Origin of the sequence: Planifilum fimeticola (assembly GCF_003001905.1) — a bacterium.
Taxonomy (GTDB): Bacteria; Bacillota; Bacilli; order Thermoactinomycetales; family DSM-44946; genus Planifilum; species Planifilum fimeticola.
Map to the genome: position 1 here is coordinate 100,140 of NZ_PVNE01000005.1, position 21,770 is coordinate 121,909.

The following is a 21,770-nucleotide window of genomic DNA, read 5'->3' on the forward strand; positions in this document are numbered from 1 at the left end:
CCTCCCATCGTCACTGATCATATCGTAAACCATGGACGCATAAATTAAAATAGTCGTCCCCTTATTTACCGAAATTCATGAAAAATGCGATTTAATCTCGTCCAGGAAGGGAAAAGGGGTAGGGAAACCATTCCTTTGAAGGAGGAGCGACATGCGGTTACTGGCCAAGCGCATCACGGGTATCGTCTGTCCCCGTCGGGTGATCGATCAGACGCTGACATCCCAAGGATTTGTTCGCCGGAAACAGCATCCGCCCATTTATGACATTCGGATTGAAGATGTCGCCTCCGGAACGGTTTATCGCCTGCGCATCCCCACCGATTCCCCTCATCCGAACTCCGGTTCCTCCGACGAAACCCTGCTGAGATTGGGCCGACCTTCCATCCACCGCAATAAGGGCAATTTACGGGACCAGCCCATTCCCTCCTCCGTATTGACCGCCGCCAACGAAAAAATCGCTGAAATCGCCTCATACCTGCGCACTCCGTCATACCGCTGAGAAAAGTGCGTTTCATGACGAAACCCTTTTTCCGCCGATGACGGAAAAAGGGTTTCTTTTGTCCGTTGATCAATCTTCCTTCTCGGTCTCGCCGGAAGGATCGATCGATTGAATCGTGGAAACCGCTTCATCCGAAGAGATGTCTTCGGCGGCTTCCGTTGCTCCTCCGTTCAACAGGAGCACATCCTGTTCCTGTTCATCTTCCTCCGTCGGCGAAACCGGTTCGGTTTCCTCGGGTTGAAGCGCTTCGCCGATCGGCCGGTGGTGCATTCCGATCCAGAAGACTGTACCCTCCACCCGCGATCCGACGGTGCCGTCACGTTGCACAACCAGGGTGAAAGACGCCGCCCTTCTCTCCCGAAGAACCGACCAGCACCCGGACCGATCGGTCATCGCCACGACCACGTATCCTTCATGGGCAAAGGGGAAATCCAGCGGCACCTCCACTTCGGTTTCCCGTTCGTACTCGGCGATGGAAAAGGCGGCGGTTCCGCACTGCATTACCGGCTGGGAAAAGATCGGGAAACTCAGTTTTTCCGGCCCGATGGATCCGTCGGCGATCTTTTCACCGGTCACGGACAAGTCAGCCAGGGCCTCGCCGGTGACGCACTGCGAAGAGAGATGTTCGGATGAGATCGCGCCCTGAACAATGTGCCGGGACGAGACCGAACCCTCCGCCAAATGGTGTTCCATGACGCTTTCCGGGGCGAGCTTCCCGGAGCTGACCGCTCCGTCCACCAAATGGTGTTTCATCACGCTCTCGGGGGCCAGTTTGCCGGAGCTGACGGCCCGATCCGCCAAGTGGTGCCGCATCACGCTCTCGGGAGCCAATTTCCCGGAACTGACCGCTCCTTCCGCCAGGTGATGCTCCGTCACGCTCTCCGACGCCAGCTTCCCGGAGCCCACCGCACCGTCCGCCAGGTGCTCTTCCGTCACGCTCTCCGGCGCCAGTTTCCCGGAGCCGACCGCTCCGTCCGCCAGGTGCTCTTCCGTCACGCTCCCGACGGAGATCTTCGCAGACGTGACGGCGCCGTCCGTCAAATGGTGCTCCATGACGCTTTCCGGGGCCAGCTTCCCGGAGCTGACCGCTCCGTCCACCAAATGGTGCCGCATCACGCTCTCGGGAGCCAACTTCGCCGAGTTGACCGCCCTTTCCGCCAAATGGTGCCGCATCACGCTCTCGGGAGCCAATTTCCCGGAACTGACCGCTCCTTCCGCCAGATGATGCTCCGTCACGCTCTCGGGGGCCAGCTTCCCGGAGCTCACCGCACCATCCGCCAAGTGCTGCTCCGTCACGCTATCCGGCGCCAGCTTCCCGGAGCTGACCGCACCATCCGCCAGGTGCTGCTCCGTCACGCTCTCCGGCACCAGTTTCTCGGAGCTCACCGCACCGTCCGCCAGATGCTGCTCCGTCACGCTCCCGGCGGCCATTTTCCCGGAGCTCACCGCACCATCCGCCAAGTGCTGCTCCGTCACGCTCTCCGGCGCCAGCTTCCCGGAGCTCACCGCACCGTCCGCCAAGTGCTGTTCCGTCACGCTCTCCGGCGCCAGCTTCCCGGAGCTCACCACCCCGTCCGCCAAATGGTGCCGCATCACGCTCTCGGGAGCCAACTTCCCGGAGCTGACCGCTCCTTCCGCCAGATGCTGCTCCGTCACGCTCTCCGGCGCCAGCTTCCCGGAGCTCACCGCACCGTCCGCCAAATGCTGCTCCGTCACGCTATCCTGCATCAGTTTTTCGGAACTGATCGCCCCGTCCGCCAGATGGTGCCGCATCACGCTTTCGGGGGCCAGTTTTTCGGAGGTGATGACCTCGTCCGTCAAGTGATGATTCATTACGCTGTTGAGAGCCAGTTTCTCGGAGGTGACGGCCGAATCCGTCAAATGGTGTCCCAACACGCTCTCGGAAGCCAGCTTGTCGGCGCTGACCGCACCGTTCTCCAGATGATAATCCTTCACGCTCGCATGGGCCAGTTTTCCTGAGGTGACGGCACCTTCTCCCAACTTGATGGTTGTGACGGAATAGTCGACCAGTTTGTCGGTGGATATCGATTCGGGAGCGATCTTCGACGTGGTGATGGATCGATCGACCAGCTTGCTGCCGGGGATGGAATTATCCGCCAGATTTTCACCCCGGATGGCTCCCTCCTTGAGATGGTTGCTGCCAACGGAACGCTCTTCCAGATGATGTTCTCCGATGGCGCCGTCACCAATATGCCGACCCTGGATGGCTCCGTCGTCGATCGCATCGGAGGCCACGGCGCGCTCGGCGATCTTCGAGCGGGTCACCGAGCGGTCGGCCAGATGCTTCTCCTGAACGCTTTTGGAAACGAGATGTTCACCGGATACCGACTGCTCCTGAAGATGAACCTTTCCGACCGAATTGGCGGCGATTTTTGAGGAGGTGACCGCTTCATCAATCAGGTGTCGGCTCTCGATGACCCGGTCCGTCAGATGTTCCTTTTTGACGGAGGAAGGGGCGAGGTGTGTCGATTTCACGGACCCGGGAGACAATTTCTCGGAGGTGACGGCTCCCCTCTGCAATTTGGATGCGGATACCGATTCGTCGGCCAACTTGGTGCCATCCACGCTGTCGTTGGTCAAGTGGCGCGAGAGGATGGAACCGCTTTTGATCTTTTGCGCCGTGATGGTCTCATCTTCCAGGTGTTTGCCCTGAACGTGACCGACGGCCAAGTGATGCGACTGAATGCTGCCTTCCTTCAGTTTGGTTCCATGGATCGAACGATCGGTCAGACGATCTCCCGGTATGCTGTTCTCCTTCAGATGTTTCGCCTGGATGGTCTCCCGCCGGATGTGATCCCCGCTGACCGATTCCGGGGCAAGATGATGCTCCTTGATCGATCCGGGCGCAATTTTGGCGTCGATGACCGCCCCTTCCGCCAATTTGGATTCATCCACAGAGAAGTCGGCCAAATGGTCCCTGCTGATGCTCCCGTACTGAATTTTGGAACCGTCGACGGACCGATTGGCCAATTTCTCGTTGGTAACGGCGTTGTTCGCCAATTGATCCGTGTAAATGAACAAGCGGCGATCGGACGGCGTCGAGCTGGCCTCTCCGGGTTCACGGGAGTAAGGTTTTTGTTCCTTGGTTTCCTCCGCTCCGGAGATATTCGCCTCCTCTGCAGGTTTTAGCCAAGCGGATGACCGGCCGATCGATTCCGAACTTCGTTGCGCAGTTTTCTTGTTGCGACGGAACAGCTCGTTCTGTTCCTCATCCGCGATCCGGTCCAACATGTCCAGAATCCGCTCGTCCGGGAAGAGATTCCTCTTTGGATGCTGCTTGGCGCTCCTTCGCTTCTTCACGTTATCCTTCCTTTCATCCCGATCTTAATCACAGGTATATTCGTCTAGGACGAATGCGGAAACTGCGGACATGTGAAAATGGGCATGCGTCCTGCAGACACAAAAAAGAGCACCCCTTTCGGAGTGCCAGGTCGATCAATTTTTCCTTGCAGCTGTAGCGCCTTGATGAAAAACGTCCCTTTTGATCCTTCAACAACCCCCGAAGGGCGTGACGAATCGGGAACGGGGATTGCCCATTCCATCAACTAAACCGAAAGGGGGCTGGCCGCGTTTTTGAGCCACCGGGATCATCGCTTTTCCCCGGCTGTTATTCAGGGGAGATGATGGCGCGATTTAAGGGCGATCCTGCTCCTTTTCCTTTTCTCGGCCGGCATTCCGTTGGTCTGGTTTCTCTTCCATTCCCAACTCCCGCCCCACTTCGTTGACCAATTCCTTGATCTGTTCCTCCCGCCTGCGACCCATGTATCTTCGCAAGAAACGAATCAATTTCATCCTCCCCTTTCCCGTGAATTCCTCCGTTTATTGTCCCCTTCTTTTTCATCCTTATCCTCGAAGGCAATCCGCGCCGTCCGAATCTGTTCCGGGCTCAGGATGAACACCCTGTCAAAGCCTTCATTTCTCACCGAGATTTTCGTCTTTTGCAGCAGGTTGTGGTAGTGCCGAATCGCCTCGGGAGGAACCCGGCGGCTGCGGCTTTCATTTTGCCGGAGGCAGAGCTCATAGGGGACGTCGAAGACGATGGCCACCGGATGGAAGTTGTATTGCGCAGCCATCGAGACGTACGCCGTCCGATGTTTTCTTTCCAGAGCCGTCGAATCAATCACGGTGAAACGCCCCAGGGAGAGGCGCAAACGGACGATGAGCCTCAATAGGGAAAAGGCTTCCCGATGAACGGCCATATTCTCCTCGTCGTCGCAAACCATCTCCCGGCATCGGTCCGAGGAAACGACTTGCGACCATAAAAAATGCCGCTCGGCAAAAGTTGATTTTCCCGATCCCGGAGCCCCGCACAACAAAACCAGACTTCGGGAAGGCAGATGGAGGGTGACGGCCACGCCCTTCACTCCCGTCCCGCAAAGGATTGGGCGGTCGTCCTCGCCCGCCTCCCTAGGTATTTTTGTCATTCCGACGGTTTTTAACCAAAGAAAAAAGCGGCCTCCTCCATTCGGGCCGCTTCTCAGGGATGATTCTCCACGGACATCTTGGCTTCGGGTGCGGCGGCGCTCCACTCCTTGGTCACGGGGTAAACCCCTTCCACGTCCGTAAGGAAGCTGTCCCACTGCCGGACCGCCACCACCCCCCTCACCCAAAACCGGTTGTCCGTCCAGTTGGGAGGATATCCCCGCAGGTTGATGGGCAGCCACTTGCCGCCCACAGCCAGAAGGGGGCCCGACGCCGAAAGGGTCAACATGAAAGTGCCCGTCAAGGTCGGAGCTTTGATCTCCCCCCGTTGGACCCCGTGCTCCCTGATCCAGCGCTTCGCTTCCAGCGCCATCGGCAACGACCGGATCAGTTTGATGTATACCGGCCGGTAAGCGGAATACACGGAGGCCATTCCCTGTTCATTCAACCAGCGGAACAGTTGCTTCAGCGTGTTTAGAAAAATCTTTGAACCGACCGGGGTCCCCTCTGCTTGATCCACGTACCATACGCCGCATAAGTGCTCCAGAACATCCTCGGTCAAAAGACGCCAATGAAACGCTTTTCCAAAATGGGTGGCAACATAATCGCGGAAAAAGCGAAGCGTCCGTCCATACAGCTCCTGAGTTCTCCGCTGCAGCGGCGATACCACATCCTCGAAAAACAGCTGCAACTGATGGTTCACCGCTTCCGGACAATTCCGCTCCCCTTCGGGCAATTCCGGCAGGGAGGCCGGGATCAAATTCTCCGCCGCCGGCGCCACTTCTTCCACCGATTCAATGATCTTGGAAATCTCCTCACGGTCTTTGGCGCGTCGGATCGACCATCCCAGGACACCGAGTCCTTCCCGAACCCAGAAATCACGACCGAGTTCCTTCTCCTTGTCCGCGAACTGCTTCAGATACAAGAGTATCTCCCCTCTCATCTCGTGGAAAAAGGTAGTATAAGGGCCAAACCATTCGTACCGGTTACCCAACCGAGAGAGGCGGGCGATGACGATTGCCCCTTTTTCTATCGGTTCAGCCACGCGGACGGGAAGCTCTTCCCCCCAAGGCAGAGGTCTGACGCGGGCCTCATCCCCTCCGACCTCCAACACCTCGTAACAACCGAGGTGGATTCGGCACAGTTCCTCAACCCATTTTTCCCGATCCGGAAGGGGAGTCACCACTTCCCTCCAGCGATCGGCGGGGCGCCTTCCGTCCATGCAAGGAGCGTCGAAGAGAAGCCAGAAACGAAAAGTGTGAAAATAATTGGAAGGAATCGGTTGATGGAGGGGGAGACCCATGGCGGTTTTGAAATGATCGACCCATTCGGAAACCGCTTTTTTCGTCATCTGTCGATCAAACCACTCGTTCAGCTCAGTCAAAAGGGCCAATTTCACTTCCGATTCCCGCGATTCCCGGGCGCGCTCGGCGGACCGGAAAGCCACCACCCGTTCACAGCACTTTTTGTATTTGAGTCCGCTTCCGCAGGGACAGGGATCGTTGCGCCCGACCATGAAATCCACACCTCACAGGAAATCTCCTCCACTTTTCAGTATACAACGAACCCCCGCGGAAACAAAGCACCAACCTGCGCCGGACGCCAAATCTTTTCCAGAAAGAAGAGAAAAAGAAAAAAATCGGAGTGTTTCCACTCCATCAATCCTTCAGGATATAGACGGTCACGTTTCTTCTTCCCCACCGGATGGCCTCATTCCGGGTCTCGAAGAAGAGGTCGATCACATTTCCCTTCACGGCGCCCCCGGTGTCTTCAGCCACCCCCACGCCGTATCCCGGAATGTAGATTTTGGTTCCGAGGGGAATCACCCGGGGATCGACGGCCAGTGTTCCCCTTTTCGGCCACGTTCCGGTCGCCGTCCGACTGCCCGTGTGGGTATACCCCGTGGTTTCCGCCATCATCGTCTTGACATATTCGTGGCCGGCGATGCGTCCCGCCGCCGCCCTCGCAGTGGTTTCCGCGGCGGTCACGTTCTCTCCCGTTCCGACTTTGACGACCTTGTTGACGGGATCGATTTCCTCGATCAATTTTTCCGCGGTGTCGATCGACTTTCCGTTTTTGTAGGTCACGATGACTTCGAAAATCCGCTTTCCTTTCTTGCCTTCCTTCTCCACCTTTTCTTCCCCGTCGGCCAGCTGGGGATCCTTCTTTTTCACGGTCTTGTAGGGAACCGTCTCCACTTTTTTCTTGATCCGCTTTTCAACGCGGTCCACGACGATAAGCATGTTGTTCTTGATCCGCTCATCCAGGGGTGTGTTTACTTCATCCCAGGGACTTAAGTCCACTTTCCGCTCCCGGAGGAAATCTCCGACGGTGAGCTGCTTCGTCTTGTAGGTGCCGACGCGTTTGCCTCCCATCTCCAGGGAGACGGAACAATTGCAGGTCAGCTGAATCACCGAATCGTCGCTGATGGGCTGATCCCACGGAACGCTGGATATGTACTGCTTCTTCAGCTGATTCACATCATAACCGTGCCCCTCCAATGCCTCGGCCAGCGTACCCCGCAGGACCTGCAGTTTTACCGGTTTTTCTTTATCGGTAAAGGAGACGGTAACCTCTTTTCGCATTGCATATACGGCCAAGGTGCCGGAGAGGAGTAGAACGATGACCCCCAGGGCGATCAATGCGATTTTCCTCATCCAAGGCCTCCTTTTGCACAAACAACAGATTAGTTCGAATAGCGCCTTTTATTATAGCAAATGAGATACGGCCTTTTCCATATTACCAAATGCGCATTCTCAATAACTTAACGACGATTTGACGCGATGGGTTTCCTCACTCGGTTCCATGAAAGTTTTTCCTGAAAAATGAAAGTGCCCCTGATCTGGAGGGGCACAAGCCGGAATCCCTGCCCGCTATGGATTTCCCAAGCGGGCATTGGGTTCATCGGGCCGGGTCCGCTGCGTGTCCGGTTCTTCCTCGGGCGGTGCGGGAACCGATCGCTTTCGGTGCTGAATGTCCGCGGAGCTGTAGACGGAAACCGTCAACCATCCCCCGCGTGCGGATGCCACCAGCAGAATCGGCCGATCCAATTGGTTCTGGAATTGAAAATCGGGTCCGCCCCAGGAAACCGTGGCATCTCTTCCGGGGGGCACGTAGGTGACCTCCTTGCTGTGGCTGACCCTTTGGATGATCCGGAGCCCGGCCTGGTCGACGCTGTTGAATAACGTGGATGAGGTCTGACAAATGCCGCCTCCGATTCCTTCACTGTACTCTCCCCTGACGATCACCGGAGCCGGTCTGTATCCGCGTTGCCGCGTGCGCGGTCCGACGGTCTTGTTGAAGGAAAACACCTCTCCGGAGCCGACCACCACATGATCAATCGCCTTCGTGGACAACAGGATGTTGTGGGTCCGGTTGATGTTTCCGGGATTGAAGCGGGTGGTGTAGGTCCCCAACAGCTTTTGGCGGATCCCCTTGAGATCGGATGTGGTGATGGACGGTTTCAGAGGAATGAAGGGAACCTCCATGGGCCGTCCGATGTATGCGTGGATCACGTCCAACCACTCTTCGATCGCCTGCCGGTCCACTTTCCTTCCGGTTTGATGGGGCTGGAGAACCCGGTTGCGAAAGTGGGCGGAACGGGGAGGACGATAAAGTTCCCGTTCGATGGGCCTAAGCCATCGATCAAAGGCATCGCGGTCCAATGTTGTGGGATCGACTCCATCATAGCCCATCCGGCGAAGATCCAGGATCCACTCTTTCCCATCCGCCCTCAGGATAAAGGGAATCGGACGGGTGACTTCCCGCTGGTGGGTGATGGGCAGAAGGCGCTCTGCGGACTGTTCCTCGTGAACCGAATGACATCCGAGCAAAGACAGCAGGCATAACAAGGATAAGAGCACCCGTATCACACACACCCCCCTTCTGGTTGTAGTGTGCTCCAAAGGGAAGGGGGGTATCATGGGGAAGTTATGCAGCTACTTGCTCAAAACGGAATCAGTCCGATGAAGCCGCCCGGACAAAGGCCTCGAACAAACGTCGGGAGACGTCGTCGGTCGCGGACAGGTGTTCCGGATGCCATTGCACCCCCAGGACGAAAGGATGACGGACGCTTTCCACCCCTTCAATCACTCCGTCCTTCGCCGTAGCGCAGGCGATGAAACCCGGGGCCACCTTTCGAACGGCTTGGTGATGGAAACTGTTTACCTTTATGGCGGAACTCCCCGCGATTCGGTGCAGCAGTGAACCCTCAGCCACCTCCACCGAATGGGAAAGGTGGAAACGGGGCGCCTTCTGCTGATGCTGCAAAAGTCCTTCCCGCTGCCCGTACAAATCCTGGAACATGTCCCCGCCGGCGGCCACATTCAGAATTTGACACCCTCTGCAGATGGCCAAAATCGGTTTGTTTTCCTCCAACATCCTTCGGACGAGGCAGATCTCCAGATGATCCCGCTTCGGATCGATCCACCCCAGTCCGGGAATCGGCTCTTCACCGAACCATGCGGGATCGATATCTCCACCTCCGGTCAACAGCAATCCGTCGATCCGCTCCGCGATCCTCCGAATCGACTCGGCATCCTCCACATAGGGAACAATCAGCGGAAGCCCCCCCGCCTTCAAGACGGACTCCAGATATTCCTTGCCGACCGACAGGGTTCCCCGATCATCCCGGGAGGCGGTCACTCCGATGACAGGCATGCTCATGTTCTCCCCTCCGTCTGGACGAAACCGTCCGGGGGCGTCCCCCGACGGTCCCGCATGATGATTTCTCCCTTATATCCATACGACCTTGCCGCTTTGATTTCCCGCCCGCTGTTTCCCCATGAAAAAAGAACCGTCTCCCGTGGAAACGGTTCTTCTGTTCCAGCCTTCGCAACTCCCAGGGTTACTGATCGCCTCCGGCATCCCCGGCGGGCACGCGATCTTCAAACAAAAACTTGATCGCGTAAATACCGGCCAACCCCACCAGAGCATAAATGATTCGGCTGATCATGGAGGATTCACGCGTCGCGTCTCCCCCGAAAATCGCCGAAACCAGATCCCATTGAAACAAACCCACCAACAACCAATTGAGTGCTCCGATAATCACCAGTAGCAGAGCCAATCGACGCATCTTGCAACCCCCTTTTTGGTGGTTCGCCCATAGTATGTCAACCCCCGGGAGGATTTATACGGAAACAGGCAATAAAGGAGGAGCGACGCCCTTCGCGCCGCTCCCGGAACCAATCAAGCTTTCTGCTCGACAGACTGCTTGTGGCGATACTCTTCCGCCAGCTTGTCGATTTCCTTCTTCAGTTCCTCGACCATTTTCTCCTCGGGGATTTTTCGGACAATCTTGCCGTGTCTGAACAGCAGACCCTCACCGCGGGCGCCGGCGATTCCGATATCCGCCTCCCTGGCCTCGCCGGGACCATTGACGGCGCAGCCGAGAACCGAAACCTTGATCGGCGCTTTGATATTGGCGATGTACTCTTCGATTTCGTTGGCAATGCTGATCAAGTCGATTTCGATGCGCCCGCAGGTCGGACAGGCGATCAGGGTGGCGGCGTTGGCCGCCAAGCCGAAGGCCTTCAAAAGTTCCCTGGCCACCTTCACTTCTTCCACCGGATCGGCGCTCAGGGAGATACGGATGGTGGAGCCGATCCCCTGGGCCAGAAGCGCTCCGAGGCCGGCGGCACTTTTCACCGTCCCGGAAAACAGGGTACCGGATTCGGTGATGCCCAGATGGAGGGGGTACCGAAAAGCGGCGGCCGCCTTTCGATAGGCTTCAATGGCCAGCCGGACATCGGAGGCTTTCAGGGAGACTACAATATCTGTGAAATCGAGATCCTCAAGAATGCCGATATGGTACAGGGCGCTCTCCACCATGCCGTCCGCCGTCGGATAGCCGTATTTTTCCAAAATCCGCTTTTCCAAGGATCCAGCATTCACGCCGATGCGGATGGGAATCCCCCTCTCCTTGGCCGCCTTCACCACCGCTTCCACCTTATCCCGGCGCCCGATATTCCCCGGATTGATGCGGATTTTATCGATCCCGCCCTCGATCGCCTTGAGAGCCAGGCGGTAGTCAAAATGAATGTCCGCCACCAACGGGACCGAAATTTCCTTCTTGATGGACGGGATGGCTTCGGCGGCGCGCATGTCCGGAACGGCCACCCGGACAATCTGACAGCCCGCCTCTTCCAGCCGGCGGATCTGCTCCACCGTGGCCTTCACGTCGTGGGTTTTGGTGGTGGTCATACTCTGAATGACCACCTGATCGTTGCCGCCGATCTGGATGTTTCCCACTTTCACCGGCCGCGTTTCCCTGCGATGAAACATGAAATCATTCGCCCCTTTAAATGGGAAAGTCGGTTAAACATATTATAGCATTCGGACCGGAGGTTGGCCGATCCCCGAACCGCCCATTCAGGGGCGGGGTGCGAGATCAGAAAGACCACCGATCCGATAGCCTGTTCATCCAAGTATAACACAATTTTCACCGAAAAAGTTCTCGGACCCCGGCAGTGTTTATCGGTTCCGCCGATTGAACCGGCTGCACGGCGCAGGAATGAAAAATCCCGCGCCTTTTGAGGCCCCTCATCAAACAACCGAATAGCCGTGACAAGAAAGCACCCCAGGAAAGCAATGCCTTTCTTATCCGACAAACTCCCTCAGCACAAAATCCTTTCGCAATTCCTGATCCATTTTCATGCGCAGAAGATCTTTCGTGCCGTAAAAATCGGAATACCCCTCTTTCACATTGCAAATCGACCATTCGATAAAATTCTCCAGTTCATCATAAATCTGTTCGCAACTCTCCTGCATGCGGACAAAACGGAGCGGCAATTCAGCGGATGAGTGGATCCGGTGTTCCAGCAAATCCCGGAGCACAAACAAACGATATCCAACTTCTTCTTCGTCCGTCCCCTCTTCAGCAGAAGCTTTGACCTCCCGAAACAACTCCCGGAACGTGATGCCCAGGTATTGCATCCCGGTGAATGTCCAATGGATGGTTCCGGTACTGACTCCATTTGCCTCCCAGCGGGGATCCCAAAGGATTTGTCTGAAGCGGTCTCTTTCCGAATCGCCATAAAGAGCCAACCCCAACACAAGGCCGCCGTTGCAATCCGTCGAAGCCCAATGGGTTCCCCAATGATAAAGCAAATCCGGCAGTTCCGGATCCGGGATTTTGCTGGCGAGAAGCGGATGGAACTCCGGGAAAAGGTGTTGATTTTTATATTTAAGGATTTTCTCACGAATCATCGCTTCATAACCGGAACAGGAAAAGTGGAGCAATGCCACGCATTCGTCACTGTTCAAACACTGTTCGTGTCGCAAACGGTGATAAAGGACTTCTTCTACGGGCTGATAACCCATATGCGCGAGGGTCGTGAAAACATCCCCGACAAACTCCTCTTTGACACGATGATTTTCAATGCATTGGACAAAAAGCCGTTCCGCTGTCTTTTCGCCGCCGATCTTTCGAAGGGTTGATAACAGCTGAAAAGCATCCGGATACATCAAGTAAAGATCCAGGAGAGCTTCCGCGTCTTCCTCGCCGCCAAAATCCTCTATGAACGACAAATACACCTCCACCCGAGGGCCATCAGGTCGTTTATATCGGCAGCAGTCAAGTAGATCCTTGGTAACTTTAAGCATACATCCTCCCGTATGGATTCCCTTGATTTTTTTGGGCCGCCCTCCCAACGCTTCGCAGAACGTGCCCCGTTGCAAGTCCACCTTGGGAATCGTCCCTTTAAATATACAAAAAAAGACCCGATGGAAAGCACGCTTCCACCAAGGTCGTTTCGCCCATATCATTATCCATTTTTGCGGGAAATCGGGAACGGTCGCATCGGCTCGCGCCGACACACCACAAGCCGAGTTGAGCCGAACCCGCATGGGAATCCGGGGAAATGACCTCCCCGGATTCTTCCTCCCGGCGACGACCGGCACGGACAAAGGACGTTCCGCTTTGGATCCGTACCGTGAACGGCACACTTCGTTACGTTTTCGGCCTTTCTTCATTGCTTACGAACGTAGGCGATCAAGGCGACATCTTCGCCGATCATCTGATTCAATTTTTGCTCGGCTTCGGTGATTTGCCGGATCACCTCCGGGTGGTCCCGCAAATCCACCAGCTTGTAATTCCGCGAACGGTCACTCTCCATTTACGATCGGCTCCTCAATCGGGATTTTTGTTTGTCGACGGCCATTTTCATGGAAAGGGGAATTAAGCCGAACCAGCGTGTCGCCCAGGGCTCCTTCCGGACGTTTCTCTCCTTTTTCCTTTCCTCCCGGGGGGTCTCCATAAACCAGACCAACCGCTCCAGGAGATACGTGATCCAATCCTTGAACGACACATGATCACCCCCCAGCACTTAGGATGGACGGGACCGGTCCGGTTTAAACGCCTCGTTTTCGGCCAACCGGCAGATTTTATCCACCACCTCCGCCACCGTCATCCCGGTGGTGTCCACCCGAACGTGGGCAAAATCGTATAGCCCTCTTCGTTCATTGAGAAGGCGTGAAACGCGCTGCCTGACATCCCCCAGCAGGAGGGGCCGATCCGCAGTGCCGGCCAATCGCCGGAGGATCTCCTCCTCACTCGCGTGCAGGGCGACCACCCATCCGGTCTCCTTCATCAACCGCACGTTCTCAGGGCGGAGCACAACCCCCCCACCCGTCGTCACCACACCCGGGGTTCCATCCAACACCTGTTTGAGCACCTGGCTTTCCAGATCGCGAAACCCCTCCTCCCCGAACTCCCGAAACAGTTCGGAAATCCTTTTTCCCGTTTTTCTCTCTATTTCCTGATCCGTGTCCGTCAAGGGAAGCTTGAGGCGGTCGGCCAGGGCCTTTCCGACCGTCGTCTTGCCCGTCCCCATGAAGCCGATCAGGATGATAAGATTCCGTTGCCGCATCCCTTTCCCTCCTGTGACGGCTTTCTTCAGGTTGTGGTGGATTATATCACAAAACCGGAAATGGAAAAGGGGCGTAACCCTGGGCTGTCGGAAACAACACAAAACATCCGGAGGAGCCATTTTCCGACTCCTCCATGCCGCAGGGATTGCCCGACGAAAAAAGCCTCCTTTGCGGGCGATTGGCAGTCTCGGTCCTGTAACCTTCCCCTTTGACCGGCTGATCCGGCCTGTGCTAAGGTGATAACACCGGATGGGGTCAAGCCGGCCTCTCCACGAATGCAGCCCAGAAGATAAAGGAGGCACTCGCCTTGGATTGGAAATTGTGGGACCGTATCGCCGAAGTCCATCCCCTCATTCATCAGCTCACCAATGTGGTCACCGTGAACGACTGCGCCAACATCACCCTGGCCTGCGGGGCAAGTCCGGTGATGGCGGATGCGCCGGAGGAGGCGGCGGAAATGGCCGCCGCGAGCGATGCCGTCGTCATCAACATCGGAACCCTCCGGCAAGATCAGCTGGAAGCGATGGCACAGGCCGGTGAATCGGCCAACAAACAGGGCGTTCCGGTGGTGCTGGATCCAGTGGGTGCCGGGGCCACCCGCCTGCGCCTGCAGGCCGTCGATCGGCTGTTGAAACGGGTGAGATTCAGCGTCATAAGGGGCAATTCTTCAGAAATCGGAACCCTTTGCGGTCAGCGCAGCGGTCGGGGCGTCGATGCAAACTTGGAAGATCTGGATTCCCATCTTTCCTCCTTCCGGAGCCTCGCCAAAAATCTTCAGACGGTCATCGCCATGAGCGGCCCCGTCGATTACGTGACCGACGGAGAGCGGGAAGCCTACGTGGAAAACGGCACGCCTCTGTTGACCCGGGTCACCGGCACCGGTTGCATGCTCACCGCCGTGATCGGATGCTGCCTGGGAGCGGGAATCGAACCCTTCCACGCCGCGATCCTCTCCCTGGCGGCGGTGGGAATCGCCGGGGAGATGGCGGAGGCATCCCTTTCGGAAACGGAAGGCATCGGCACATTCCGCATTCGCTTTTTCGACGAGATGTTTCGCATGAACAGCAAAACCCTTGAACAGGCAGGAAAAGTGAAACTCCTGGAAAAATCCGTGTGAAATAATTAGTCCTATCAACGGATGAAGGGGGCGTGCCGCTTCGTTTTGCAAAGGCAAAGGCATTCCCCCTTCTTGGAACCTTGCCTCCCTTTCTTCTCCATCGGCCGGGTTGCGGAACCCCTCCGACAAAAAGGAATTGTTTGCCGGTTTTGGTTGCATCACAAAAACAGCGGATCACCGAAAGGGCAACCCGCTATACTCAAAACCGATCGAGTACAAGCTGCGTTGTTTTTTTGTCAGTTGGGATGCAGATTCGCCTCCTATCTCTCCCATCGTTTCACTTCCAACGTTTCCGGGTCCAGTTCCACCCGGATGGTTTGTTTCACAACGGAGGTGCGACCGACGGAGCGCAAGCGGATACCATCGGACGCCCTCCCTTCGACGACGGTGCGCACGCGGATTCCGTCCCAGGTCATCGTCATGGCTCCCGTCCATTCCGGATCTTCCCGGATCCGTGTCTGAACCACGGCAATTCCCGCTTCCGCCGCGTACTGAGCCCGAAGCATTTCCCAATCCAGGAATTGATGGCGCCGGTGATTGACCGCGTGCAGAGCTCCCGCGGCGATCAGGAGAAAGACCAGTAAAGTGACCGCCAGGACCAGGGGTAAGGCCGCTCCCCGTTCATCCGTCCGAAATCCCTCATGCCTCATCGGTTTTTCACCCGGCCCCGGACATAGGTTTTGACGTTCAGGTCGGCGTACCAGTTTTGCAGTCCGAGATCCAGCCAAACCCCGTGTTTATCCGGATAAAAACCCGCAAAATAAACTTCCTGAAGCAGTACGGTGGTTCCAGAAAAGCGGGTTTCTCCCGGCTTTCGCACGCTGCGGATCACCCGCCGGCGATCATGTTTGTAACGGATGGTCTCCCCGGTCGGCAAATCAAACAGAAGCCATCCTTCCGGGGAAAGTCGAAAATGGGATCCCCGGCGAAGTTCATCCCGGACATCGGAAACAAAGGCGCTCGCTTCCTCCTGCAATTGCTGCCGGCCGATTCCCTCTTTCATCTCCGCTTCCACCATGTGACCCAGGGAAAACACGACCGGAACGAGCAGGACCACCAGGCTGAGGGCAACGGCCAACTCCACGTAGGTAAAACCCTGTTCCCCCGTCACGGGACAAATTGCAGACCTCTTAACCGCATCTCCCTGTCGATTCCCTGCGCATCCTTCCATGCCACCATCACGTCCGTACGCAACAAGTGTCCCCGAAACTCTTTTTTCCAAGCAATCCGGTAAACGGTTCCCTTCGCGGCTTCACCCCGGCGTTCCTCCGCCCCGCGGGTTGAATGGAGATCGGGATCCCGCTGGAGGCGTTCCATCCTCTCCTGCAAGAAGAGCTGCGCTTCGAACCGCTGGCTAGCTAGATGCTGAGCTCCCCGCCACTCCATAAAAACGGGAATGGCCACCGCCGTAATCACCCCGAGTACCATCAGGGCGGTCAGGATTTCAACCAGGGTAAATCCCCTCTCATCCCGCGTCATCAGGGATCCACCTCCACCCGGGGGCGACCGGAGGCGACCTGAATCACCACGCGTCCCACCCTTTTTCCATCCCGCTCCAACCACACGGTGCCTCCCCGGACCTGACCCGAAGGGCGGAAAAGGATTCTTCCCGACGGGTAATTGCTCGTCAGACGGTAACGGGGCCGCACGGAAGCGCGTCGGATCGCCTTTCCTCCCCGGACCACTCTGTATCCGCCTCCGGAGGGATCGATGCGGAGTTCCGTCACCGCCTCCCGGCTTTCCGCCTCCCGCTGAGCCAATCGGATGTCGGAAGCCAAAGAATCCAGCGTGAGCTTTCGCTCCAGCCGCTCGCCGATCTGATGGAAGGAGGGGGCGGCCAAAGCCGCCAGCAGCCCGATTAGGCTCACGGTCAGAACCAGTTCAAGCAGCGTCCATCCGCCTTCGTCTCTGCTCCTTCGGTCATCCATCCCCATGGACGGTGCAATTCACCCTCTTTTCCTCGGATGCTTCCGGCCGAATCCGGTACGTCCCCTTTGCCGGGCAGGCGGGTTCGGTCCGCAAGAATCCCTTCTGCCTCAGTTCGGCGACGCCTTTGGGGTACCTGCCGACTTCCAAGAAGAAATTGTCCGCCTGGGCGCCGATCAACCGGCGATTGGCCGCACAGGCCTTCTCCTGTGCCGTTTCACCCGCCGCTTTCAGATTGGGCAAAGCGATTGCCACAATCACCCCGATGATGAACAAGACCACGAGCATCTCGATCAATGTGAGCCCCCGCTGATCGCGGAGCACACCTTTGTCCACCTCTTTATCCTCCTTTCCTTCCTCTCATAGGGCCCTGGTCAGCTGCAACATCGGCAGGAACAGGGCGATGACGGTCACGGCGATCAGCACGCCGATCAGAAAGATCAGCACCGGTTCCAGACTGTGGGTAAGCTTTCGGGAACGCTCCCGGATCACGTTCTCCATCGCCCGGGCAAGGGTGAGCAGAGACTGGTCCAAACGGCCCGTTTCCTCGCCCAGGGCAATCCAATGAGGCACCGCCGGCAGAAACAATCCGCCTCCTTCGGCGGCCAGGGAGCGGTTGAAGGACTCCCCCGCCAACAGCCGCGCCCGGATCCGACCGATCCCTTCCGCCAGAGAGGGCCAGGGCGCAAGAGACCGCATGGTCTCAAGGGCGGTGAGAAGCGGAATGCCCGCCCGGAGCAGCGCCCCCAGCTGAACCGCCAAATAGTGCGTAAAACGATACAAAAAATAATGGCGAACACCGGGAAACCGATACAGCCAACGCGTCCATTTCCACCGCTTCTCCGGCGGCAGCCGGCGCACGAGAAGAGCCGCCGCCGCAATCATCGCCGCCACGCAAAGGATCGCTGTGAACCCGTTTCGAAGCAATCCGTAAAATCCGAGAAGCAACCGGGTGAACAGCGGAAGCTCCATCCCCATCGACGCGTACAATTCGGAAAACCGGGGAATCACGGCGGTCACCAAGAACACAAAAGCCAGGATCACGAGAATCAACACCACGGCCGGATACATGAGGGCCTGTCCCAGGTCCCTGAGGAACTCCCCTTTCTCCCGGTAATAGCTTTCGCCCTGTCGCAGGCCAAACACATACTCTCCGTGTTCCTCCGCCGCCCGGATGAACGATACGTACAGGGACGGAAATCCTTCCGACCGTAGGGATTCCGACAGGCTGACCCCCGCCTCCAGGGATTGACAGATCCGTTCCGCCTCGCCCGGGGTGAGAATCCGCTGCTGACCGAGCAGGTGAAGGCTGGGAATCAGCGGAAACCCGCTGTCGAGCAGAATCGCCAGTTGCTGGCTGAAAAGAACCAACCGTTCGTGGGACCAACGCCTTCTAGACAATCCCCTCCACCACCCGGAAACCCTCTTCTCTCGTCGTAAGCCCCTCGCGCACCTTCTCCGTCACCGCATCCTCCAACGACCGGTACCCCTTTTCCCGAAAAGCCCGGCGCAATTGGGACAAGGGAGCCCGCTCGACGATGAGCCGCTGGAGCTCCTGATCGATTTCCAGCACTTCAAACACGCCGGTCCGACCGAAATAGCCCGTTTTCTGGCACTCCTCACAACCGCTTCCCCGGCACCGGGAACACAGGAGGCGAACCAGCCGCTGCGCGACGACACCGTTTAAAGCGGAGGCGACCCGATAGGGTGCGATCCCCATGTCCAGAAGTCTCGTGATCGCGCTGGCGCCGTCCCCCGTGTGCAGGGTGGAAAAGACCCGATGGCCGGTCAATGCGGCGCGTACTGCGATGTCCGCCGTCTCCTGATCCCGGACCTCCCCGACCATGATCAAGTCGGGATCTTGCCGCAGAACCGCCCGAAGTCCTTGGGCAAAGGTGAGGCCCGCTTTCGGATTGATCTGAATCTGTGTGATGCCGCTGATCTGCAGCTCCACCGGATCCTCCAGGGTGACGATGCTCACCTCGGGGCGGTTCAATTCCTGCAGGATCCCGTAAAGGGTGGTGGTTTTCCCCGAACCGGTCGGGCCGGTGACGATGACAAGCCCGTGGGGCCGGGAAAGGAGCCGGAGAAGCCGCTCCAAATCCTCCGGAACCAATCCCAGCTCCGACAGGGTGAGAAATTCCGGCCGATGCCGGAGCAACCGCAAGACCACCTTCTCCCCGTGCAGGGTGGGCATGGTGGAAATCCTCACATCCACCCGCTCTCCCCGGCTGGTGATGCTCATCGCCCCGTCCTGGGGAAGGCGTTTCTCCCCGATGTCCAGATGCCCCATCACCTTGATGCGGGAGATGACCGGAATCATCTCCGACCGGGACAAGACGTGGGTGGTCACCAAATGCCCGTCGATCCGTTGGCGAATGCGAAGTCCTTCCGGCTGGGGGTCCAGATGAATGTCGCTGGCCCGGTTTTGGATGGCTCGATCCAACATTTCGGAGACATACAGCGCTACATCCATCTATCACCACCTCGAAAATTTGGATGTGATTGGTTCGAGTTCCATTTATTCGACACACCCTAACATTTTCCTCTCAGATTTCCGAAATTTCGACCTTCATCCTGTCATACAACCTTGGATTGAAACACAGTGCATACGATAAACGGATAACATCCATAATAAGATTGTCCGATGGGGAGTAGCCAAGGGGTAAGGCAACGGACTTTGACTCCGTGATGCGCAGGTTCGAATCCTGCCTCCCCAGCCAAACAAGAATTTCAAAGCACTGCATTATTGAGAGGGGATTTTTCGCCCAAACCGCGAAAAATCCCCTCCATGCCTTCAATGACTCGCCCGGGATTGTCCCGGGTTTTGTATTTACATATATTTTCACTGGACGCAATGCCTGTAAGCCCTTAATATAAAAAAAGCACGGCCGAACGGAAGAGGTGAGATTCATGGCCATTCTTTGGGTTCTCGTCGCAGCCGTGGCATGCCTGTTGGCCGTCGCCCGCTTCAACACCTACAAACCGAACGTCAAACGGGTGGAGTTGCAGGTGGCGCATTCCTTAAACGGCGGGCGACTGAATATTCTGCACCTGACGGATCTGCACATGGAAAAGTGTTCCGTCCAACCCCAAGCGCTTCTGCGCCTCGTTCAGGGAGAACGGATTGACTTGATCGCCCTGACCGGGGATTATCTCGATACAAAGGAAATGACCGGCCGTTTCCTTCAATATCTCGACGTTTTGGCATCCCTGAAACCCCGTTACGGAATGTATGCCGTCTTCGGCAATCATGATTATGTCATCAATGATCATCTGCCTTATCTCAAGCGGGAGATGGAAAAGCGCAACTGCATCGTCCTGCAGAACGAGCACCGAACCGTCTCGCTCGAGGAAGGGACCGATCTTCACATCATCGGCATCGACGATTATTTCACGGGCCGCAGCGATGTGGACCGCGCTTTTCAGGGAGTGGGGGACAGGGGCATCCGCCTCGTCCTGACCCATGATCCCAACATCGTCCTGGAAATGAAAGCCGTACCCTTCGATTATTTGCTGTCCGGGCACCTTCACGGGGGACAAATCCACTGGCCCAAGCCGTATCACCTGAAACGGATGGGAAAACTGCCGCACCTTCAAATAATCCGGGGACTTCATTATTACCGGGACCGGGCCTTCTACATCAGCGAGGGGCTCGGGCAGACCGGCCTCAACCTGCGCCTGCGTTCCCGGCCGGAGATCACTTTCCACACCCTCTGCGAATCACTGGAAAAGTCGACCGTTTAAACCGGTCGACTTTTCATTAGCAGATGTTCCCGAATCACCCTCGCCCCGGCCAGGGAGGAATCCGGCCTTCCCAGCTCCCGGGCCCGCCTGCTCATCTCCTCGAGCATCTCCGGGTTTTCCATCAACGAGAGAATCTGCCTGGCCATCTCCCCCGGCTCGTCCTGGCGAAGAGCAACCCGTTTCCGCATCAAAAACCGGCTGTTCCTCTCCTCCTGACCGGGAATCGGTTGGCAGATGAAAATCGGCAACCCGCAGGCCAACGCCTCGGAAGAAGTAAGACCCCCCGGCTTCGATACGATGATGTCCGCCGCATGCATGTAATGGACCATGCTGTCTACAAAGCCGTGCAGGCGGATTCGGGGATCGCTCCCGAACTGTTCCTGAAGGCGCTCATACAAAGAGCGGTTCTTTCCGGTCACCACCACCAGTTGGTGCGCAGGCAGTTCCCGGCGAAAGTGGTAAAGGCACTCCTCGATCGGACCCATACCGATCCCCCCGCCCATGAGCAGAATTGTAAAGCGGTCGGGATCCAGTCCGAGCATTCTCCTCAAAACCGATTTGGGCGGTTGAGGTTTGGAAAATTCCGGGTCGATCGGAATGCCGGTGCGGAAGATCGCTTCATCCGGGACGCCGAACCGCCGCCGAATCTTTTTGGCCACATCCTCGTGGGCGACGAGAAAGAAGTCCACCTCCGGATGAATCCAAAATCCGTTTACATCGAAATCGGTGATCGCCGCCCCCAGACGGAAGCGATCGCCCATGCGCTCCTTGATCACGCCCATGGCGCTGAGACAAAAGGCATGGGTGCACACCACCACATCCGGCTGCATCTCCTCCAGCCATTCCTGAAGCCGCCTCGACAAGAGCTTGCCCAGAGAAGTTCGGAAGCGGTCGCTGATCTCCCCTTCCCGACTGTAAGCGGCTCCCCAAAGGGCGGGTGCGTACTGCAGCGTGTTCAGATAGACCGCACGGGTCAACTGTTCCAGCTGCCTGCTCACCCGATGCATTCCACAACAGATCTCCGCATTGAGTTCCGGTTCCACCTGGGACAACCCTTGACAAAGAGACCTTGCGGCCTGGTAATGTCCGTTTCCTCCGATTGTCTCCGTCAGGATGAGCACTCTTTTCATATCCATCACCGGCCGGTTTGTGGGATTCCTGCATCGTTAT

Annotated in this window: 24 protein-coding genes and 1 tRNA gene; 4 read left to right on the forward strand and 21 right to left on the reverse strand. The window is 57.1% G+C overall.

Translation table 11 applies throughout. The features are described from left to right. The first annotated feature begins 151 nt into the window (after nt 1–151). Nucleotides 152–499: a hypothetical protein gene (locus tag CLV97_RS04895; protein WP_106344407.1), complete on the forward strand. Its 348-nt coding sequence runs from the start codon at nt 152–154 to the stop codon at nt 497–499. Nucleotides 500–568: 69 nt separating this feature from the next. Here CLV97_RS04895 and CLV97_RS04900 read toward each other — a convergent pair whose 3' ends face one another. The 13 genes from CLV97_RS04900 to CLV97_RS04955 all read right to left on the reverse strand — a co-directional run bounded on the left by CLV97_RS04900 (nt 569) and on the right by CLV97_RS04955 (nt 13,809). Continuing rightward, entirely contained in the window at nt 569–3,820 is a 3,252-nt protein-coding gene (locus CLV97_RS04900; protein WP_106344408.1) for a WIAG-tail domain, read from the reverse strand. Nucleotides 3,821–4,153: 333 nt separating this feature from the next. Further along, complete coding sequence (locus CLV97_RS18040; RefSeq protein WP_170070359.1) at nt 4,154–4,306, reverse strand: hypothetical protein; 153 nt, start codon at nt 4,304–4,306, stop codon at nt 4,154–4,156. 2 nt (nt 4,307–4,308) lie between these two features. After that, nucleotides 4,309–4,944 carry an AAA family ATPase gene (locus CLV97_RS04905; RefSeq protein ID WP_106344409.1) on the reverse strand — a complete coding sequence of 212 codons (636 nt, stop codon included), beginning with the start codon at nt 4,942–4,944 and terminating at the stop codon, nt 4,309–4,311. 53 nt (nt 4,945–4,997) lie between these two features. Next, nucleotides 4,998–6,458 (reverse strand): SEC-C domain-containing protein, encoded by a 1,461-nt coding sequence (locus CLV97_RS18510; protein WP_245891376.1) that lies wholly within the window; start codon nt 6,456–6,458, stop codon nt 4,998–5,000. A 142-nt stretch (nt 6,459–6,600) separates the two neighbouring features. Further along, entirely contained in the window at nt 6,601–7,599 is a 999-nt protein-coding gene (locus CLV97_RS04915) for a 3D domain-containing protein (RefSeq protein ID WP_106344410.1), read from the reverse strand. Between the two features lie 216 nt (nt 7,600–7,815). Beyond that, complete coding sequence (locus tag CLV97_RS04920) at nt 7,816–8,814, reverse strand: VanW family protein (protein WP_245891377.1); 999 nt, start codon at nt 8,812–8,814, stop codon at nt 7,816–7,818. A gap of 85 nt (nt 8,815–8,899) precedes the next feature. Further along, the gene (locus CLV97_RS04925) at nt 8,900–9,607 is read right to left on the reverse strand and encodes a gamma-glutamyl-gamma-aminobutyrate hydrolase family protein (RefSeq protein ID WP_106344411.1); all 708 of its coding nucleotides are present in this window, start codon (nt 9,605–9,607) and stop codon (nt 8,900–8,902) included. Between the two features lie 181 nt (nt 9,608–9,788). Beyond that, nucleotides 9,789–10,016 carry a DUF378 domain-containing protein gene (locus tag CLV97_RS04930; RefSeq protein WP_106344412.1) on the reverse strand — a complete coding sequence of 76 codons (228 nt, stop codon included), beginning with the start codon at nt 10,014–10,016 and terminating at the stop codon, nt 9,789–9,791. A 113-nt stretch (nt 10,017–10,129) separates the two neighbouring features. Continuing rightward, entirely contained in the window at nt 10,130–11,224 is a 1,095-nt protein-coding gene (gene ispG, locus CLV97_RS04935; RefSeq protein WP_106344413.1) for a flavodoxin-dependent (E)-4-hydroxy-3-methylbut-2-enyl-diphosphate synthase, read from the reverse strand. 315 nt (nt 11,225–11,539) lie between these two features. After that, nucleotides 11,540–12,787 carry a hypothetical protein gene (locus CLV97_RS04940; RefSeq protein ID WP_146130406.1) on the reverse strand — a complete coding sequence of 416 codons (1,248 nt, stop codon included), beginning with the start codon at nt 12,785–12,787 and terminating at the stop codon, nt 11,540–11,542. 122 nt (nt 12,788–12,909) lie between these two features. Then, nucleotides 12,910–13,056, reverse strand: a complete 147-nt coding sequence (locus CLV97_RS18045) for an RNA-binding protein (protein WP_170070361.1) — start codon at nt 13,054–13,056, stop codon at nt 12,910–12,912. Continuing rightward, nucleotides 13,057–13,248: a YqzE family protein gene (locus CLV97_RS04950; protein WP_170070362.1), complete on the reverse strand. Its 192-nt coding sequence runs from the start codon at nt 13,246–13,248 to the stop codon at nt 13,057–13,059. 18 nt (nt 13,249–13,266) lie between these two features. Continuing rightward, nucleotides 13,267–13,809 carry a shikimate kinase gene (locus tag CLV97_RS04955; RefSeq protein WP_106344417.1) on the reverse strand — a complete coding sequence of 181 codons (543 nt, stop codon included), beginning with the start codon at nt 13,807–13,809 and terminating at the stop codon, nt 13,267–13,269. 308 nt (nt 13,810–14,117) lie between these two features. Between CLV97_RS04955 and thiM the strand changes: the two genes are divergently transcribed. After that, a complete protein-coding gene (thiM, locus tag CLV97_RS04960) occupies nt 14,118–14,927 on the forward strand; it encodes a hydroxyethylthiazole kinase (protein ID WP_106344418.1) in 810 nt (269 codons plus the stop codon). A gap of 260 nt (nt 14,928–15,187) precedes the next feature. On the opposite strand, the gene CLV97_RS04965 is transcribed toward thiM, so the two are convergent. From CLV97_RS04965 to CLV97_RS04995, 7 genes are read right to left on the reverse strand one after another with little or no spacing between them, the layout of a single operon-like run. Next, entirely contained in the window at nt 15,188–15,577 is a 390-nt protein-coding gene (locus tag CLV97_RS04965) for a hypothetical protein (protein WP_106344419.1), read from the reverse strand. Beyond that, nucleotides 15,574–16,011, reverse strand: coding sequence for a hypothetical protein (locus CLV97_RS04970; RefSeq protein ID WP_146130407.1), 438 nt, complete (start codon nt 16,009–16,011; stop codon nt 15,574–15,576). Before CLV97_RS04970 ends, CLV97_RS04965 begins: the two co-directional genes overlap by 4 nt. A gap of 23 nt (nt 16,012–16,034) precedes the next feature. Continuing rightward, complete coding sequence (locus CLV97_RS04975) at nt 16,035–16,406, reverse strand: type II secretion system protein (RefSeq protein ID WP_106344421.1); 372 nt, start codon at nt 16,404–16,406, stop codon at nt 16,035–16,037. After that, nucleotides 16,406–16,855 carry a GspH/FimT family pseudopilin gene (locus tag CLV97_RS04980; protein WP_170070363.1) on the reverse strand — a complete coding sequence of 150 codons (450 nt, stop codon included), beginning with the start codon at nt 16,853–16,855 and terminating at the stop codon, nt 16,406–16,408. The genes CLV97_RS04975 and CLV97_RS04980 overlap by 1 nt, the downstream gene beginning before the upstream one ends. Continuing rightward, entirely contained in the window at nt 16,848–17,189 is a 342-nt protein-coding gene (locus tag CLV97_RS04985) for a competence type IV pilus major pilin ComGC (RefSeq protein WP_106344423.1), read from the reverse strand. Before CLV97_RS04985 ends, CLV97_RS04980 begins: the two co-directional genes overlap by 8 nt. A gap of 24 nt (nt 17,190–17,213) precedes the next feature. Next, the gene (locus tag CLV97_RS04990) at nt 17,214–18,254 is read right to left on the reverse strand and encodes a type II secretion system F family protein (RefSeq protein ID WP_106344424.1); all 1,041 of its coding nucleotides are present in this window, start codon (nt 18,252–18,254) and stop codon (nt 17,214–17,216) included. Continuing rightward, complete coding sequence (locus CLV97_RS04995; RefSeq protein WP_106344425.1) at nt 18,247–19,329, reverse strand: GspE/PulE family protein; 1,083 nt, start codon at nt 19,327–19,329, stop codon at nt 18,247–18,249. Before CLV97_RS04995 ends, CLV97_RS04990 begins: the two co-directional genes overlap by 8 nt. Before the next feature lie 172 nt (nt 19,330–19,501). Here CLV97_RS04995 and CLV97_RS05000 point away from each other — a divergent pair. Both CLV97_RS05000 and CLV97_RS05005 read left to right on the forward strand, forming a co-directional pair. Further along, nucleotides 19,502–19,576 (forward strand) — tRNA-Gln (locus CLV97_RS05000). 190 nt (nt 19,577–19,766) lie between these two features. Then, nucleotides 19,767–20,600 carry a metallophosphoesterase gene (locus tag CLV97_RS05005; protein ID WP_106344426.1) on the forward strand — a complete coding sequence of 278 codons (834 nt, stop codon included), beginning with the start codon at nt 19,767–19,769 and terminating at the stop codon, nt 20,598–20,600. Here the strand turns inward: CLV97_RS05005 and CLV97_RS05010 are convergent. Further along, a complete protein-coding gene (locus CLV97_RS05010; protein ID WP_170070364.1) occupies nt 20,597–21,730 on the reverse strand; it encodes an MGDG synthase family glycosyltransferase in 1,134 nt (377 codons plus the stop codon). The genes CLV97_RS05005 and CLV97_RS05010 overlap by 4 nt on opposite strands. Nucleotides 21,731–21,770: the final 40 nt, after the last annotated feature.

Excerpts from the sequence above, each read along its gene's own strand:
- ispG (WP_106344413.1), bottom strand. The coding sequence starts at position 11,224 with ATGTTTCATCGCAGGGAAACGCGGCCGGTGAAAGTGGGAAACATCCAG.
- CLV97_RS04955 (WP_106344417.1), bottom strand. The coding sequence starts at position 13,809 with ATGCGGCAACGGAATCTTATCATCCTGATCGGCTTCATGGGGACGGGC.
- CLV97_RS04965 (WP_106344419.1), bottom strand. The coding sequence starts at position 15,577 with ATGAGGCATGAGGGATTTCGGACGGATGAACGGGGAGCGGCCTTACCC.
- CLV97_RS04975 (WP_106344421.1), bottom strand. The coding sequence starts at position 16,406 with ATGACGCGGGATGAGAGGGGATTTACCCTGGTTGAAATCCTGACCGCC.
- CLV97_RS04930 (WP_106344412.1), bottom strand. The coding sequence starts at position 10,016 with ATGCGTCGATTGGCTCTGCTACTGGTGATTATCGGAGCACTCAATTGG.
- CLV97_RS18045 (WP_170070361.1), bottom strand. The coding sequence starts at position 13,056 with ATGGAGAGTGACCGTTCGCGGAATTACAAGCTGGTGGATTTGCGGGAC.
- CLV97_RS04995 (WP_106344425.1), bottom strand. The coding sequence starts at position 19,329 with ATGGATGTAGCGCTGTATGTCTCCGAAATGTTGGATCGAGCCATCCAA.
- CLV97_RS04915 (WP_106344410.1), bottom strand. The coding sequence starts at position 7,599 with ATGAGGAAAATCGCATTGATCGCCCTGGGGGTCATCGTTCTACTCCTC.
- CLV97_RS04940 (WP_146130406.1), bottom strand. The coding sequence starts at position 12,787 with ATGCGGGTTCGGCTCAACTCGGCTTGTGGTGTGTCGGCGCGAGCCGAT.
- CLV97_RS05005 (WP_106344426.1), top strand. The coding sequence starts at position 19,767 with ATGGCCATTCTTTGGGTTCTCGTCGCAGCCGTGGCATGCCTGTTGGCC.
- CLV97_RS04980 (WP_170070363.1), bottom strand. The coding sequence starts at position 16,855 with ATGGATGACCGAAGGAGCAGAGACGAAGGCGGATGGACGCTGCTTGAA.
- CLV97_RS18510 (WP_245891376.1), bottom strand. The coding sequence starts at position 6,458 with ATGGTCGGGCGCAACGATCCCTGTCCCTGCGGAAGCGGACTCAAATAC.
- CLV97_RS04905 (WP_106344409.1), bottom strand. The coding sequence starts at position 4,944 with ATGACAAAAATACCTAGGGAGGCGGGCGAGGACGACCGCCCAATCCTT.
- CLV97_RS04895 (WP_106344407.1), top strand. The coding sequence starts at position 152 with ATGCGGTTACTGGCCAAGCGCATCACGGGTATCGTCTGTCCCCGTCGG.
- CLV97_RS05010 (WP_170070364.1), bottom strand. The coding sequence starts at position 21,730 with ATGAAAAGAGTGCTCATCCTGACGGAGACAATCGGAGGAAACGGACAT.
- CLV97_RS04925 (WP_106344411.1), bottom strand. The coding sequence starts at position 9,607 with ATGAGCATGCCTGTCATCGGAGTGACCGCCTCCCGGGATGATCGGGGA.